At 64.7% G+C, this 15,328-nt stretch carries 14 protein-coding genes; 5 read left to right on the forward strand and 9 right to left on the reverse strand.

Annotated elements, in window-relative coordinates; translation table 11 throughout:
- Window positions 1–51: 51 nt before the first annotated feature.
- From xdhC to SMD31_RS04060, 7 genes are read right to left on the reverse strand one after another with little or no spacing between them, the layout of a single operon-like run.
- Entirely contained in the window at window positions 52–1,065 is a 1,014-nt protein-coding gene (xdhC, locus tag SMD31_RS04030; RefSeq protein ID WP_320499440.1) for a xanthine dehydrogenase accessory protein XdhC, read from the reverse strand.
- Window positions 1,062–3,386: a xanthine dehydrogenase molybdopterin binding subunit gene (gene xdhB / locus SMD31_RS04035; RefSeq protein ID WP_320499441.1), complete on the reverse strand. Its 2,325-nt coding sequence runs from the start codon at window positions 3,384–3,386 to the stop codon at window positions 1,062–1,064. The genes xdhC and xdhB overlap by 4 nt, the downstream gene beginning before the upstream one ends.
- Complete coding sequence (xdhA, locus tag SMD31_RS04040; protein WP_320499442.1) at window positions 3,379–4,821, reverse strand: xanthine dehydrogenase small subunit; 1,443 nt, start codon at window positions 4,819–4,821, stop codon at window positions 3,379–3,381. Before xdhA ends, xdhB begins: the two co-directional genes overlap by 8 nt.
- Window positions 4,822–4,835: 14 nt before the next feature.
- Window positions 4,836–5,279 (reverse strand): hydroxyisourate hydrolase, encoded by a 444-nt coding sequence (gene uraH, locus SMD31_RS04045; RefSeq protein ID WP_320499443.1) that lies wholly within the window; start codon window positions 5,277–5,279, stop codon window positions 4,836–4,838.
- Between the two features lie 40 nt (window positions 5,280–5,319).
- A complete protein-coding gene (locus SMD31_RS04050) occupies window positions 5,320–5,589 on the reverse strand; it encodes a hypothetical protein (protein WP_320499444.1) in 270 nt (89 codons plus the stop codon).
- Window positions 5,589–6,218 carry a CoA pyrophosphatase gene (locus tag SMD31_RS04055; protein ID WP_320499445.1) on the reverse strand — a complete coding sequence of 210 codons (630 nt, stop codon included), beginning with the start codon at window positions 6,216–6,218 and terminating at the stop codon, window positions 5,589–5,591. The genes SMD31_RS04050 and SMD31_RS04055 overlap by 1 nt, the downstream gene beginning before the upstream one ends.
- A complete protein-coding gene (locus SMD31_RS04060; protein WP_320499446.1) occupies window positions 6,218–6,742 on the reverse strand; it encodes a DUF1285 domain-containing protein in 525 nt (174 codons plus the stop codon). Before SMD31_RS04060 ends, SMD31_RS04055 begins: the two co-directional genes overlap by 1 nt.
- Before the next feature lie 179 nt (window positions 6,743–6,921).
- Between SMD31_RS04060 and SMD31_RS04065 the strand changes: the two genes are divergently transcribed.
- The 4 genes from SMD31_RS04065 to SMD31_RS04080 are packed head-to-tail and all read left to right on the forward strand — an operon-like array spanning window position 6,922 to window position 13,671.
- Entirely contained in the window at window positions 6,922–7,878 is a 957-nt protein-coding gene (locus SMD31_RS04065) for a MoxR family ATPase (protein ID WP_320501001.1), read from the forward strand.
- A gap of 8 nt (window positions 7,879–7,886) precedes the next feature.
- A complete protein-coding gene (locus SMD31_RS04070; protein WP_320499447.1) occupies window positions 7,887–8,816 on the forward strand; it encodes a DUF58 domain-containing protein in 930 nt (309 codons plus the stop codon).
- Window positions 8,813–11,590: a DUF4159 domain-containing protein gene (locus tag SMD31_RS04075; protein WP_320499448.1), complete on the forward strand. Its 2,778-nt coding sequence runs from the start codon at window positions 8,813–8,815 to the stop codon at window positions 11,588–11,590. Before SMD31_RS04070 ends, SMD31_RS04075 begins: the two co-directional genes overlap by 4 nt.
- Entirely contained in the window at window positions 11,587–13,671 is a 2,085-nt protein-coding gene (locus tag SMD31_RS04080; RefSeq protein WP_320499449.1) for a hypothetical protein, read from the forward strand. The genes SMD31_RS04075 and SMD31_RS04080 overlap by 4 nt, the downstream gene beginning before the upstream one ends.
- Before the next feature lie 115 nt (window positions 13,672–13,786).
- Here SMD31_RS04080 and SMD31_RS04085 read toward each other — a convergent pair whose 3' ends face one another.
- Window positions 13,787–14,368 (reverse strand): dimethylsulfonioproprionate lyase family protein, encoded by a 582-nt coding sequence (locus SMD31_RS04085; protein WP_320499450.1) that lies wholly within the window; start codon window positions 14,366–14,368, stop codon window positions 13,787–13,789.
- Window positions 14,369–14,507: 139 nt separating this feature from the next.
- Here SMD31_RS04085 and SMD31_RS04090 point away from each other — a divergent pair, with 139 nt between their 5' ends.
- Window positions 14,508–14,789: a hypothetical protein gene (locus SMD31_RS04090; RefSeq protein ID WP_320499451.1), complete on the forward strand. Its 282-nt coding sequence runs from the start codon at window positions 14,508–14,510 to the stop codon at window positions 14,787–14,789.
- On the opposite strand, the gene SMD31_RS04095 is transcribed toward SMD31_RS04090, so the two are convergent.
- Window positions 14,786–15,292: an Lrp/AsnC family transcriptional regulator gene (locus tag SMD31_RS04095; RefSeq protein ID WP_320499452.1), complete on the reverse strand. Its 507-nt coding sequence runs from the start codon at window positions 15,290–15,292 to the stop codon at window positions 14,786–14,788. The two genes, SMD31_RS04090 and SMD31_RS04095, sit on opposite strands and share 4 nt — an antisense overlap.
- Window positions 15,293–15,328: the final 36 nt, after the last annotated feature.

Consider the following 15,328-nt stretch of genomic DNA (forward strand, 5'->3'; position numbering starts at 1 on the left):
CCAACGCGACGGTGCCGGCCCGGGTCTTCGCTCCAGCGATCTTATAGGCGATCAGCCGACCGATTGCACCCCCGTCACGGCCCCCTCCTGCTCCCTCGCCTGCGTCAGAACCAGCAATTCCGCCGCCACGGCAATGGCGATCGCCGCCGGCACCTTGCTCTTGATGCCCGGGATGCCGACCGGGCATTGCAGACGGGCCAGATCCCCAGGCGCCACGCCATCGGCGCGCAATCGCTGCAGGAATCGTGCCTTCTTGGTGTCGCTGCCGATGAGGCCCAGGCTGCCGAAGCGTTCCTTGGCCAGGACCGCCGCCACTAGGTCGAAATCGAGCGCATGGCTGTGGGTCATGATCAGAAAATGGGCATCCGCTGGCGCGCCTTTGATCAACGCGTCAATATCGGCGGCAGCATCGCAGCGCGTGTTCATCGGGATCTCGGCTGGGAATATGTCCTCCCGCCCATCGCACCAGGTGACGTGGAACGGCAGATCGCCAAGGAGTCGGACCAGCGCTCGCCCGACATGGCCGGCGCCGAACAGATAGAGCTGCGGCCAGGGCCGACCCGACATCTCAACCAGCTCAGCGCCGTCCACCGATTTCACCAGCCGGGCCGTGCCGGGTTCCGACGGGGCACCTTCGAGGCGGTGGAGGCGCCGGGCGGAACTCGGATCCCCCACTGCCAGGCGCCCCTCCCAGAACGCACCCTCAAACTCCCAATCCAGTACTTGCTTTAGCCAAGGGAGCGATTCCGGCATCAGCCGCTCCAGCACGATGTCGAGCGCGCCGCCGCAACATTGGCGCAGATCGGGACCCAAGATGAAATGCTGACAGCGTGTCGCGGAAGCATTGGAAGCCAGCAAGTCGCGCGCGCTGGCGATGATTTCGAATTCCAATTGCCCGCCACCCACCGAACCAACGATCCCGGTCGCATCGACCAGCATGCGCGTCCCGGGAACGCGCGGTGTCGACCCACGGGTTGCCGCGATGGTCGCCAAGACAGCCGGCATCCCCTCCTGCAGTCGCTTGAGAGCCGCAGCCAGAACAGGATCGGCCGGCCGGCCGCTCATGCGTCACGCTCACGCAAGGCGTCGATCGCGGCCAGGACACGCTCCGGCGTTGCCGGCGCCGCGAGCTCCGGCAGGTATCGATAATCGGCAACACTGGCGATCGCATCGGATAATGCGCGGAACACCGAGATCGCCAGCATCAAAGGCGGTTCGCCCACGGCCTTGGACCGATGGATGGCGTCCTCCCGGTTCTCGGCAAAATCCTGCAGCTGGACACGAAAATCCGGCGGGCGATCACTCGCCGTCGGAATCTTATAGGTGCTGGGGGCATGGGTCTTGAGTTGCCCCTTCTCGTCCCACCACAATTCCTCGCTGGTCAGCCAGCCCATACCCTGAATGAAGCCGCCTTCGATCTGGCCGAGGTCGATCGCCGGATTGAGCGAGCGGCCGACATCGTGAAGGATATCGACGCGCGTCACACGGTACTCACCGGTCAGCGTATCGACCGCGACCTCGCTCACCGCTGCACCATAGGCGAAGTAGTAGAAGGGCCGACCGCGCGCCGTCTTGCGGTCGTAGTCAATCTTGGGCGTTTTGTAGAAGCCGGTGGTCGAAAGAGAAACGCGATCGAGATAAGCGAGCTTTACCAAGGCATCGAACGTGATCTCCTCGGCACCCGCGCGGATGCGGTTGGGCAGGAAAGCGACGTCCGCTGCTGGCACATTGAAATGGCGGGCGGCGAAGTCGATCAACCGCTCCTTCAGGATAATGGCAGCCGCCTGCGCCGCCTTGCCGTTCATGTCGGAACCGGACGACGCGGCAGTGGCGGAGGTGTTGGGCACCTTCCCCGTATGTGTCGCCGAAATCTTGATCCGGTCCAGATCGATCTGAAGCTCCGCGGCCACCACCTGCGCCACTTTCTGGAACAGCCCCTGCCCCATCTCGGTACCGCCGTGATTGAGGTGGACCGAGCCGTCGTTATAGATATGGAGCAGCGCGCCGGCCTGATTGAGGAAACTGGTGGTGAAGGAGATGCCGAACTTGACCGGCGTCAAGGCAAGGCCCCGTTTGACGATGGAACTGGCCGCATTCTGCGCCGCGATCACCAGGCGGCGGTGCCGGTAGTTGCTGCTCTCCTCCAGGCGCCGCACCAATTCGTCGATGATGTTGTCTTCCACGGTCATGTGATACGGCGTCATATTGCGCTCATCCGTGCCGTAGAAATTCACCTGCCGTATATCAAGGGGATCGCGCCCGAGTTCGCGGGCGATGGCATCGATCACCTCTTCGATGCCCAGCATTCCCTGCGGCCCGCCGAAGCCGCGGAACGCGGTATTGGACACGGTATGCGTCTTGCACCGATGCGACAGAATGCTGGCATGGGGAAAGTAATAGGCGTTGTCGGCGTGAAACATCGCCCGGTCGGCGATGGCGCCGCTGAGGTCGGCCGAGAAGCCGGCTCGCGCCGATTGCACGAAATCGATCCCCTGGATGCGACCGTCTTCATCGAACCCCACCTGCCAGTCGATGATGAAGTCGTGGCGCTTGCCGGTCATCACCATGTCGTCGTCGCGGTCCAGGCGGAACTTGGCTGGGCGTCCTGTCTTCAACGCCGCCAACGCTGCCAAGGCGGCCCATTGCGTCGCTTGCGATTCCTTGCCGCCGAAACCACCGCCCATGCGCCGCACTTCGACCGTGACGGCGTTGGCAGGCCTGTCCAGCACCTGGGCGACATTCATCTGAACTTCGGTCGGGTGCTGCGTCGAACAAAAGATATGGACGTCGCCATCTTCGCTCGGCACGACCAGCGAGACTTGCCCCTCAAGGTAAAAATGATCCTGCCCACCATGGCGGAAACGGCCGGACAGCCGGCGCGGGGCAGATGCGATGGCAGCAGCGGCATTGCCCTTGGTGAGCCGCTGGTCCTCAAGCACATAGCTCTTTTCCGCCAGTGCCGCGTCGATACTCAAGATGGCCGGCAGATCCTCATAGACGGTTCGTGCCAGCCTCACCGCCGCCTGCGCCGCCGCGCGTGTCTCGGCCGCCACACAGAACAGCGGTTGGCCCCAGAACATGACCTCGCCCGCGCATAAGAGCGGGTCGTCATGGGCATGGATGGGGCTGATGTCGTTAACGCCGGGAATATCCGCAGCCGTCAGCACACAGACCACGCCAGGGGCCTTCCGCACAGCGGCAAGATCCATTTCAACGACACGCGCATGCGCACGCGCTGCACCACCGGCGACGAGGTGCAGACAGCGCGCTGGCTCCGGCAGGTCGTCGATGTAAAGCGCCTCACCGGTCACATGCTTGCGCGCCGAATCATGCGCCAGCGCATCGCCGACAGAACCATGAATGCGGGCCGTGCCGATATCAGCCATGTGCCCGCCTGCCCGCAAAGGTGATGCGCGTCTCGCCGCCACCCGCACTGAGTTCGAGAAAGCATTTGCGCAACAGGTTGCCGGCAACCTTCTGGCGATAGGCGGCACTGGCCCGCATATCGCCGATCGGCTGGTAATCCTCGGCCAGTACCGGAATCGCGGCGACGATAGATGCTTCCGACCAGGGCTTGCCCCGCAATGCCGCCTCCGTGGCGCGGGCACGCTTGGGTATCGCCGCCATGCCACCAAAGGCAATGCGCAGATCGGCAACCACGCCACCCTCGATCTTCACGTGAAAGGCACCCAAGAGCGCCGAGATATCCTGGTCGAAACGCTTCGATATCTTGTAGGCGCGAAAAGCCCAGCCGCGCCGTGGCTTGGGCAACTCAATGCATTCGACAAACTCGCCCGGCCGGCGGTCCTGCTTGCCATAGGCGATAAAGAAATCTTCAAGCGGCAGCGAGCGGCGCGTCTTGCCCTGTCGCAGGACCAGCGCCGCGTCGAGGGCGATGAGGCAGGGCGGGCCATCGCCGATCGGCGAACCGTTGGCGATATTGCCGCCGATGGTCGCCACATTGCGGATCTGCGCCGAACCCAACCGCCGCACCACCTCGGCGAAATCCGGCCACAGCGGCGCCAGGACCGGCAACAACTGCGCATAGGTGACCGCGGCGCCAAGGCTCAGATGGGTCGATGTCTCGACAATATTCTGCAGATCGGCCACGCCGCTCAGCGCAATCACCTCAGCCAGGTTGCGATGTTGTTTCGTGACCCACAACCCGACATCTGTGCCACCGGCAACCAAAGTCGCCTGTGGGTGGGCCGCGTAGACCTCGGCCAACTCGTCCGCACGGCGCGGCGCAAAGTAGCCGCTGGCTGATCCAGCGGCGCTGATGTGCTTCAGCATCGCAACCGTTTCGTTTTTTTGGGCATCGAATGAATCATCCTGGCGCTGCGCCAGCGCTATTTCTGCCGCTTTGAGGATCGGCCCATAGCCGGTACAGCGACAGAGATTGCCGGCCAGCGCATCGGCCGTTTCCTGCGCGTCACCCCTGCGACGGTTGCGATATTGCGCAAAGAGCGACATGACGATGCCTGGTGTGCAGAAGCCGCATTGCGAGCCATGGGCATCGACCATCGCCTGCTGCACCGGATGCAGGCTGCCATCCGGCTGCCGCAGATCCTCCACCGTGATCAACTGGCGGCCATCAAGCGTGCCCGCGAACTGGATGCAGGCATTGACCGCACGATAGGCGATCGCATCGCCCTGCAGTTCCCCCAGCACCACGGTACAGGCGCCACAATCCCCCTCGGCGCAGCCTTCCTTGGTGCCGGTGCGGTGGCAGCCGAGACGCAAGTGGTCGAGCACCGTCTCGGTCGGCGATGCCAGTTCGACCGAACGCAGTTCTTGTCCCAGGAGATAGCGGATCGCCATCGAGAGACCCTTCTTCACGACCCGCGATAAGTCGAATAGGCAAAGGGCGATACCAGCAGCGGCACATGATAATGCTGCGCCGGATCGCTGACGCCGAAGCGCAAGGTCACGACGTCGAGGAAGCGGGGTTGCGGCAGGGCGATCCCGCGCGCTGCGAAATAGTCGCCGGCGTGAAAATCGAGTTCATAGGTGCCGGCAACGAAGGTAGCGCCGTCCAGCAGCGGCCGGTCGCAGCGGCCGTCGGCATTGGTCGTGACATCCGCCATTTGTTGGCGCGATCCAGCGACGCGCCACAGGATCACCCGCATGCCGCCACCCGGCACGCCATGCGCCGTGTCCAGAACGTGGGTGGTGAGCCGCCCCATGCCCGTCTCCTGCCGTCTTCGGTGGCGACGTTCCGCCATTTTGCTGGCCAGCATGGCACAGCCGGTCGAGCCATCATCTCGGAAACTGCTCATAAACATTATCAAGCAACGCTAGATAATGCTGCCGGCGACATTATTGGCTCTGGCCGTCTTCCTCGAAATGGCCTGGCACGACCTTGCCGTCGACGACGCTGGGCGGAATGTACTTCCCGCTGGGCGGCTCGCTGCCCCCCAGCCAGCCAGCGCCGAGCACGATCAGCACGAAAAAGACACCGATTGCCGCCAGCCACGAGACCGGCACTTCCCGGACAGGCCGGCCACGCTTCTCCTGCAGGCGCAGATAGAGCCAGTAGAGCAGCGCGGGCAGCAGCAGTGGAATGGCAATTTCGAGAATGGCGCGCATCAGGCGGCACTCAGGACTTCGGCGAGATTGTTGAGCATGCCGGCCGTAGCCCCCCAGATATAATAATCGGCATAAGGATAGGCATAGAAATACCGCCGCCGACCCTGCCATTCGCGGCTTTCCATGCGGCGATTGGCGGGATCGAGGAAGAAGGCCAGCGGCACCTCGAATACTTCCGCCACCTCGAACGTGTCTGGATTGAGAGTGAAGCCGGGGCGTACCAGGCCAACCACGGGCGTCACTTCGAAACCGGTGCGCGTCACATAAATGTCGAGCTGCCCGACGAGGTCGATATGTGCCCGCGGCAAGCCCGTTTCCTCTTCCGTCTCACGCAAGGCGGCGGCAACGGCATCGGCATCTTCGGGATCGACCCGGCCACCTGGAAAGCTGATCTGCCCGGCATGGTCATGAAGATGATCTGTGCGCTTGGTGAGCAGCACGGTCATGCCCTCCGGCCGATCGACCAGTGGCACCAGGACGGCGGCCGGCACCAGCTTGCGCCCGGCCATGTCGGCGCGCATCTCGGGGTTGAGATCGTCATCGCCGCGCGGCGTCGGCGCGCCGCGGCGCCCCGGAACCAGTCCGGGGACGACATCGCGAAAGCGCGTGAGAACCAGATCGCGCGGCATCAGGCGGCCTCGGCAAAGCCGAGCGGAAAATACGTGCCAGCGCTCCAGATGCCCAGTTCCGAGCGGCCGCCATCGGCGCGGGTTTCGGCGAGGTCGACCAACTGATAGAAAACAGGCCGAGAAATGAGTGCATCCAGCGCACCACGCACCCTTATATAGGGGCTGGGAGCGCCATCTGCGCCGAGATCGACCCGAATGGGGTGCGCCGCATCCGCCGTCACCCACTCTTCGACATTTGTCCGAAATGCCAGGTGCTGCTCCTGGCCGGAACCCCGAACCTCCATCTCCACGGCGACGAAGGGGGCATCGTCGACCGTGATCCGCCCGCGTTCGACCGGCGTCACCAGCCAGAAGGAACCGTCATCTTCTCGCCGCAATACCGTGGAAAATAGCCGTACCAAAGGTTTACGTCCGATCGGCGAGCCGCGATAGAACCAGGTGCCGTCCCGGGCGATGCGAAAATCGAAATCGCCGCAGGAGGGCAATTTGCTGAAATCGGGATTGCTCAAATCGAGGTTGGACATCGCCCGGTGCCTGGCGCTACGCTTCTGAAATCTAAAGAAAAGATAAGCCATTATCATACGAGTGCAAGGAGGCCGACTTGGCAAGTACCGATTCCAGCCTTTCCGCGACCCCCGGCCTTAATCCCGGCGCCGTTTCCAGCCAGCCAGGCGGCAATCCCGGCGCCGACCTTGGCGCGGAGATCGAGACACTGAGCCGCCGACTCGGTCAAGTGCGCAACAATATCGGCCAGATCATCTTCGGCCAGGAAGAAACGGTCGAACAATCGCTCATCAGCCTGCTGGGCGGCGGCCATGTGCTGCTGGTGGGTGTTCCGGGCCTTGCCAAGACCCGCCTCGTCGACTGCCTGGGCAAGGTCTTGGGCCTCGATGCCAAGCGCGTTCAGTGTACGCCGGATCTGATGCCGGCCGACATCATCGGCTCGGAAGTGCTGGAGGAAAGCGATTCCGGCAAGCGCGCCTTCCGCTTCATCAAGGGTCCCGTCTTCAGCCAGCTGCTGATGGCCGACGAAATCAATCGCGCCAGCCCGCGCACGCAATCGGCACTGCTGCAGGCGATGCAGGAGCACAAGGTCTCGGTCGGCGGCCAAACCCACGCCCTGCCGCAGCCATTCCATGTGCTGGCCACCCAGAACCCCTTGGAGCAGGAAGGCACCTACCCTCTGCCCGAAGCACAGCTCGACCGCTTCCTGCTGCAGATCGACGTACATTATCCCAGCGTCGAGGCCGAGCGGCAGATGCTGATCGTCACCACCGGTGCCGCCGATGCCGAACCGGAGACGGTGCTGAGTGCAGCCGAATTGATGGCCGCCCAGCGCCTGGTGCGCCGCATTCCTGTCGGCGACAAGGTGGTCGAGGCGATTCTGCGTTTGGTGCGCGCCGGAAGGCCTGAGACGAGCGAGATCGATGCCGTGAAATCGAGCCTCGCCTGGGGCCCCGGACCGCGCGCTGGCCAGGCCCTCATGCTGGCCAGCCGCGCCCGTGCATTGATGCAGGGCCGCTTCAGCCCCTCGATCGACGATGTCGCGGCCCTTGCCCATCCGGTGCTGCGCCACCGCGTCGCACTCAATTACGGCGCCCGCGCCGAGGGCGTCACCTTGGGCGGCATCATCGATAAACTGACCGAGCAACTGAACTGAGCGATCGCGTGGCGCTGACCGGTACCGACCCGAACGTCACCCTGCAGATCGCGCGCGACCGCCAGAAGGCGGAAGCGGCGGCGATCGCCGAACGTCTGCCGCCCTTGCTGCTGGCGGCCGAACGGATTGCTGCGACCGTCGAGCAGGGGGTACATGGCCGCCGGCGTACTGGGTCCGGCGAGGTGTTCTGGCAATACCGTCCCTATTACGCCGGCGATGAACTGAAGCGCCTCGACTGGCGCGCCTCCGCCAAGACCGACAAGCTTTACCTGCGCCAGTTGGAATGGTCGGCCTCGCAAAGCGTCTATCTGTGGTGCGATCACTCGCCCTCCATGACCTATGGCAGCCGGCGCGATCTCCCCACCAAATTGGCGCGGGCACAGGTGCTGGCCCTGGCCCTTTCTAGTGTGCTGGCGCGCGCCGGCGAACGCGTCGGCCTGCTCGGTCACCCTGAACCGCCCAGCGCCGGACGCGGTGTCACCGAGCGCATCGCCGAACGCCTCTTTGTCGATGCGCGCGATCCGGCCAAGGCGCCCAGCGTGCCGCCGCAGGCGGATCTGCCGGCCCATGCCCATGCGCTCATCATCAGCGACTTCCTGTCGCCGGTCGATGCCTGGCAAGAGGTCATCGCCCGCTTTGCCGCGCGCAATGTGCACGGTCACCTGCTGCAAGTGCTGGACCCGGCAGAACAGAGCATGCCCTTCACCGGCCGCGTAAGATTCTTAGGTCTCGAGCGTGAGGGCGACGTGCTGATGAGCCGTGCCGAAGGTATCCGCGACCAATATCTCGAACGCCTCACCGCCCATCAGCAGGCTTTGCGCGATCTCGCCCGCCATGCCGGCTGGAGCATGACGGTGCATGTGACCGATGGCCCGGCGGCAACCTCCGTGCTGCAGCTCTATCAATGGCTCGCCGCCGATCGCGGGATGCGGCGATGAATATCGGCAGCCTCAGCATCCTCGCCCCGGCGCTGCTTGCGGCCTTCCTGGCGCTTCCCATCCTGTGGTGGCTGCTGCGCTTGACGCCGCCAAGTCCCAAGCGCATTCCCTTCCCGGCCATCCGCCTGCTCTTCGGCCTCATCCCGCATGAGGAGACGCCGCATCGCACGCCCTGGTGGCTCATCCTGCTGCGCGTCGTCATCGCTGCGCTGGTAATTGCCGCGCTCTCGCATCCGGTCTGGAATGCCGGCGCCAATTTCGGCCGCAGCGGCCCGCTGCTGCTGCTGGTCGACAACGGCTGGTCGGCGGCACCGCATTGGCGCGAAGCCAACCTTGCCGCCGACAACCTCATCGACCAGGCGGCGCGCGAAGGCCGCGACGTGCTTTTGCTGCCGACCGCGCCAGGACTGGGGCAGACCGGCCTTAACCCGCCCGACCGCCTCGCCCCCGCGCAGGCCAAGGCAGCGCTGGCCAATTTGGCGCCGCAACCCTGGCCGGGCCGGCGCGACCTGGTGCTGGCCATGCTGGAGCGGACGGCCGGCAGCAATGCCCTGCCGACCGATCTCAACACCACCTGGCTCAGTGACGGTGTCGGCCTTCCCGGCGACGCTGATGCTGAACTGGCGGCCCGGCTCGAGAAACTGGGCGACCTCAAGATCGTCGGCCCGCGCGATCTGCCGGTCATTTTGCGGCCGGCCAAGATCGACGCCGCCGGCCTGAAGATCAATGTCGAACGGCCGATGGTCGGGGCTGCCCAAAGCATCGCCCTGCGCATCCTCGATCACGACGGCCGCACCATCAGCCTTGGCAAGGCCGGGTTCGCCGCCAGCCGCAATGCCGTCGAGGCCAACGTGCCGCTGCCACTCGAACTGCGCGGCCGTGTGGGCGCGGTCATGCTGCAATCCGTTGTTGAAGGCGATAACGGTCAGGCCGGTGGCATCGTTCTGCTGGATGACAGCGCCGGATCAAAGCCCATCGGCGTCATCACAGACAATGCCGCGGCGGCGCGCCAGCCCTTGCTGGGCGAGCTCTATTATGTCGAGCGTGCCCTGCAGCCCGGCAACGAACTTCGCGTCGGCACCGTGGCGACGCTGGCCAAGCAGCCGCTCTCTGTCATGATCCTGCCCGATGGCAGCAAGATCAGCGATGGTGAGCGCGCAACGCTCGCCGCCTGGGTCGAAGACGGCGGCACGCTGATCCGCTTTGCCGGCGACCGGCTGGCGCTGGCGGCAGATGACAGCTTGCTGCCGGTGCGCCTGCGCCAGGGTGACCGCGTGCTGGGCGGCGCCTTGAGCTGGTCGAAGCCGGCATCGCTCGCCCCTTTCCCGGCGGCCTCGCCTTTCATCGGCCTCGATGTGCCAAAGGATGTGACAGTCAACCGCCAGGTGCTGGCGCAGCCCGACATCGACCTCGGCGCCAAGACCTGGGCGCGGCTCAGCGACGGAACGCCGCTGGTGACCGGCACCAAGCGCGGCGACGGCTACATCGTCCTCTTCCATGTCAGCGCCAATACCGCCTGGTCGAACCTTGCCCTCTCTGGCCTCTATGTCGACATGCTCAACCGCCTGCTGATGCTGGCAGCCGGCGTTCCCGGCACCGCCCAGGACAAGGCGACGCCATTGCCGCCCGCCCAGATCATCGACGGCTTCGGTCGTCTGATGCCGGCGCCGTCCAGCCTGACGCCGCTCTCCGCCGCGGATCTCAAAGATCAGATCAGCGGCCCGTTGCATCCGCCGGGGCTCTATGGCCCGCCGGAAGGGCGCCGCGCGCTCAACCTCACGGCGCATTTGCCGGCCGTCACGCCGCTTGCCCTCTCGCTCGACCCCTTGGCCCCCTCGACCGCGATCGATTGGAAACCCTGGCTGCTGTTGCTCGCCGCGATGCTGCTTGCCGCCGATATCGCGATCGGCCTCGCGATGCGCGGATTGTTGTCGCGCCATCGCGCCGCGACGGCGATGAGCCTGGTGGTCGCATGCCTCGTTATCCTGGCGCCCAGCCCGCGCGCCCTGGCGCAGGACAGCACCACGCCGCCAGCGGCCGTGCAGCCGATGACGGATGACGAGATCATCGCGGCCGCCGACACGACGCATCTCGCTTATGTGCGGACCGGCATCCCCAATGTCGATGCCACCAGCCGCGCCGGTCTCTTCGGCCTCACCACCAAGCTGCTGGAACGAACTTCGGCCGATATGGGCGAACCGGTCGGCATCGATCTTGATGTCGACACGCTCGATTTCTATCCCATCCTCTATTGGCCGATCGCCGGCTCCAGCGGTAGCTTGAGCGACCGCGCCGTTACCGAGATCAACCGCTATCTTGCCGGCGGCGGCATGATCCTGTTCGACACGGCGGACCAGAATGTCGTCGGCATCACCGGCGGCCTCGGTCCAGGCGCCATGCGTCTGCAGGAACTGACCGGTGGGCTCGACATACCGACCCTGGCGCCGGTCGGACCGGAGCATGTGCTCACGCGTTCCTTCTATCTGCTGAAGGACTTTCCCGGTCGCTGGGTCGGCGGCACGCTCTGGGTCGAAAGCGCGCAGAACCGCCTCAATGACGGCGTCGCCTCGGTCATCGTCGGCAGTAACGACTATGCCGCCGCCTGGGCAACCGATGACTACGGCCAGCCGCTCTTTCCGGTGACGCCGGGCGGCGAGAAGCAACGCGAATTCGCCTATCGTTTCGGCATCAACCTGGTCATGTACGCGCTGACCGGCAAGTACAAGGAAGACCAGGTCCATGTCCCGGCCATCCTCGAAAGGCTGGGGCAATGAGCGATTTCAGCTGGAACGGCCTCTCCGTCGTCCTCAACCCACTGCTGCCCAAGCCCTTGCTGGTGGCGCTGGCAGTGCTCTTTGCAGCCCTCTTTCTGCTCTCGCTCTGGCGCCGGGCACGGGGGTCGGTCTTGCGCCTGCTCGCTGTCCTCAGCCTGTTCGCGGCGCTGCTCGACCCCAGCATGGTGCAGGAGAAGCGCGCCTATCAGAAAGACATTGCCGTCATTCTCATCGACCACTCGCCCTCGCAATCGATCGGCGCGCGGGCTGAGGAAACAGCGCGGGCTGTGAGCGAACTCAATCAGCGCCTCGGCAAGTTCGGCGATCTTGAAATCAAGGTGATCGATGCCGGCGCCGGTCCCGATACGGCTGAGAAGGGTACCGAGCTGTTCACGGCGCTGCGCCGCGGCATGGCGGATCTGCCGCTGGCACGCATCGCTGGAATCATGATCGTCTCGGATGGCCAGGTGCATGACGTGCCGCAGACCTTCGCTGACCTTGGCATCGATGCGCCTGTGCATCTGCTCCTGAGCGACGACCCGGCCAAGGGCGACCGCCGCATCGCGTTGATCGAGGCGCCGAGCTTCGGCCTGGTCGGCAAGCCGGTCGAGGTGAAGCTCCGCGTCGACGATCTCGGCGCCAATCCCGGCGCCGCCGCCAATATCCGCATCAAGCGCGATGGTGTCGCCCTCGATCCCGTGCCGGTGGTGACCGGTCGCGAGACCACCTTGTCACTGGGCCTGGAGCATGGCGGCCAGACCGTATTCGAGATCGAGGCCGATGACGGACCGGCCGAACTCACCCGCATCAACAACCGCGCGGTCCTGTCCGTCAGCGGCGTGCGCAGCGAGTTGAAGGTCCTGCTGATCTCCGGCGAGCCTTATCCCGGCGAGCGCAGCTGGCGCAACCTCCTGAAATCCGATCCTTCCGTCAGCCTCATCCATTTCACCATCCTGCGGCCGCCCAACAAGCAGGACGCAACGCCGATCAACGAGTTGGCGCTGATCGCCTTCCCCTATGACGAGTTGTTCGACGTCAAGCTGAAGGAATTCGACCTCATCATCTTCGACCGCTTCGAACATCTTGGCATCCTGCCGGACGAATATTTCACGCATATCGCCGATTACGTGGCGAATGGCGGCGCCGTCCTCGAAGCGGCTGGCCCCACCGCTGTCGGGCAGTTCAGCCTCTATCGCACACCCCTAGCACCGATCTTTGCCGCGATGCCTACCGGCGAAATCCTGGAACAGGGCTTCAAACCGGCCTTAAGCGATGTCGGCAAGCGTCACCCGGTGACCGCCGATCTTCTCGCGGATCTCAATGTGCCGCCGAATTGGGGCCGTTGGTTCCGCCAGATCGCCGCCACGACCGACAACGGTGAAGTGCTGATGAACGGGGCACGCGACCTGCCGCTGCTGGTGCTCAACCGCGTCGGCAAGGGCCGCGTCGCACAGATATTCTCCGATCACATGTGGCTGTGGTCGAAAGGCTTCGAAGGCGGCGGGCCGCAAGCCGAACTCGTCCGCCGCACGGCCCATTGGCTGATGCAGGAACCGGATCTGGAGGAAGAAGACCTCCGCGCCACCGCGATCGACGGCAAGCTGGAAATCGAGCGCCGTTCGCTCTCGCCCCAGGACAATGTCAACGTCACCGTCTTCCGCCCGGACGAAAAGAACGAGACCGTGCGCCTCACCGATATCGGCCGCGGCCGCGCCACCGCCACCGTGCCGGCCGTCGATCAGGGTCTCTACCGCGTCAATGACGGCACGCGCGATGCCTTCGCGGCATTGGGCGAAATCAATTCCAAGGAGTTCAACGATCCGCGCGCCAGCGCCCAGCCGCTCAGCGCCCTCATCGCCGCATCGGGTGGTGGTGTCGGCATCCTGCCAGATCACGCCTTGCCCGACATACGCCGCGTCGGCAAGAAGGGCGAGCGCGCCGGCAACAACTGGCTGGGTCTCACCCGCAATGAAGACTACATCGTGACAGGCATCAGCCAGGCGCCCTTGCTGCCGCCCTGGGCCGCCCTCGCCCTTTCCATCGGCCTAGTGCTCGCCGCCTGGCGCCGCGAAGGACGCTAACACACCCTCACCCCACCCCCTCTCCCCGGAGGGGCGAGGGGCCTGGAGACAAGGCTCGGCTAAAGCTCCCTCGCCCCGCTTGCGGGGAGAGGGGTGGGGTGAGGGGCAACCCGCATCAGCCGATCTCCGCTGCCTTGGCGATTTCCCCGCGCCAAAGATAGATGGCGGCCAGGGAGGCATCGCCGCTCTCGGTCGCATGACCGCACATGGGCGGATGATGGATGACATCGCCGGCGTTCCGCGATTGCCAGCCTTGGCCTTCCTTCCACCAGCGGCCTGGGCCTAGCGGCAGATAGATTTCCTCGGCCGGATGATGATGGGTCGGATAGAGCGTGTGCGGCCCCAGCAGCAACAGGCCCACTCGCAGGGCCGGCGAGCGATAAGGGGCTCCCGGCCCGGCGCATTCGAGATAGCCGTAACTGTCCAGGAAGCGGGCGCTGGGCGGTTTGGCGCGGTAATTGGGATTCTGCCGCCAGCCTTCCCCGAGGGCGCCTTCGATCTCCGCCATCAAGCGACCGAGCGGGTCGCTGCTCCCTGCTGCCGGCCAGAAGCGCTGGACCGGTAGGATCGACTGATCGCCACGGGAAACCTGTGGGGCGAGTTCACGCAGAACGGTGAAGCTGTCGGCGAATCCCGCGTGGCCTCCGAGCCGCGCAGCGATGCCGTTCAGCAGGCTTAACCAGGCTTCCGTGCTCATGTCTAACCGTCGCTCCTGCCCGGACTGTGAAGGAGATCACAAACCTAAACGCCCCTCACCCCCACTCATAAGACAAGTCGTTCTTGCTGTCGCCACCCGGAAGATCACCCGGAAGCTCAGCAAACAAAGAGTGGAGAGCATGATGGGTATGGCGGTCGATTTCATGGCGGATCCGCGCTTGCCGCAGGCAATGAACAGCGCCAGTCTGAATGCCTCGCTGGCCAGCCTGCCGCCGGCACCTAAACGCAGCCCAATCCTGCGCTTTGCCGACTTCTTCATCGATGGCTGCGATGTCCGCCTGTTTCAGGGGGTCGATTGCCACACGCAAGCGGCCCTGCCTGACGGCACGCTGATCGACCTCGGCGGCGTCTATCGCGGCCGGTCGCGTCTGGCAGAATTCGGCTTCGAGAGCGCCGCTTAGATATCCTCGCCCTTGGGCTCTTCGCCGCCTTCGATATCGATCGGCACGCCGGGTTCGTTCTTCGCCGTGCGGATCGCCAGCGCCGATTTCACATGGCTGACATTGGGCGCCGCGGTGAGGCAGGTGGTCAGAAACCGCTGATATGAATCCCAATCGTGGGCGACGATCTTCAACAGGAAATCCGTTTCGCCGGCCAGCATGTGGCACTCGCGCACCTGCGGCCAGGTGAGGACGCGCGCTTCGAAGGCTTTGAGATCCGCTTCGGCCTGGCTTGAAAGACCGACCTGCGCAAAGACCGTGACCCCGAAGCCCAGCGCCTCGGCATTGACGTCGGCATGATAGCCTTTGAGGAAGCCGGCCTTTTCGAGCGCACGGACACGACGCAGGCATGGCGGGGCCGAAATGCCGGCGCGCTTGGCGAGATCCACATTGGTCATGCGGCCGTCCGCCTGCAGATCGGCCAGGATTTTCAGGTCGATCTTGTCGAGTTTCGCGCGCCGCATGCAATGATCCCCCTCGAATCGGAGTTGATCACGCAA

It is taken from the genome of Dongia rigui (assembly GCF_034044635.1).
Lineage (GTDB): Bacteria > Pseudomonadota > Alphaproteobacteria > Dongiales > Dongiaceae > Dongia > Dongia rigui.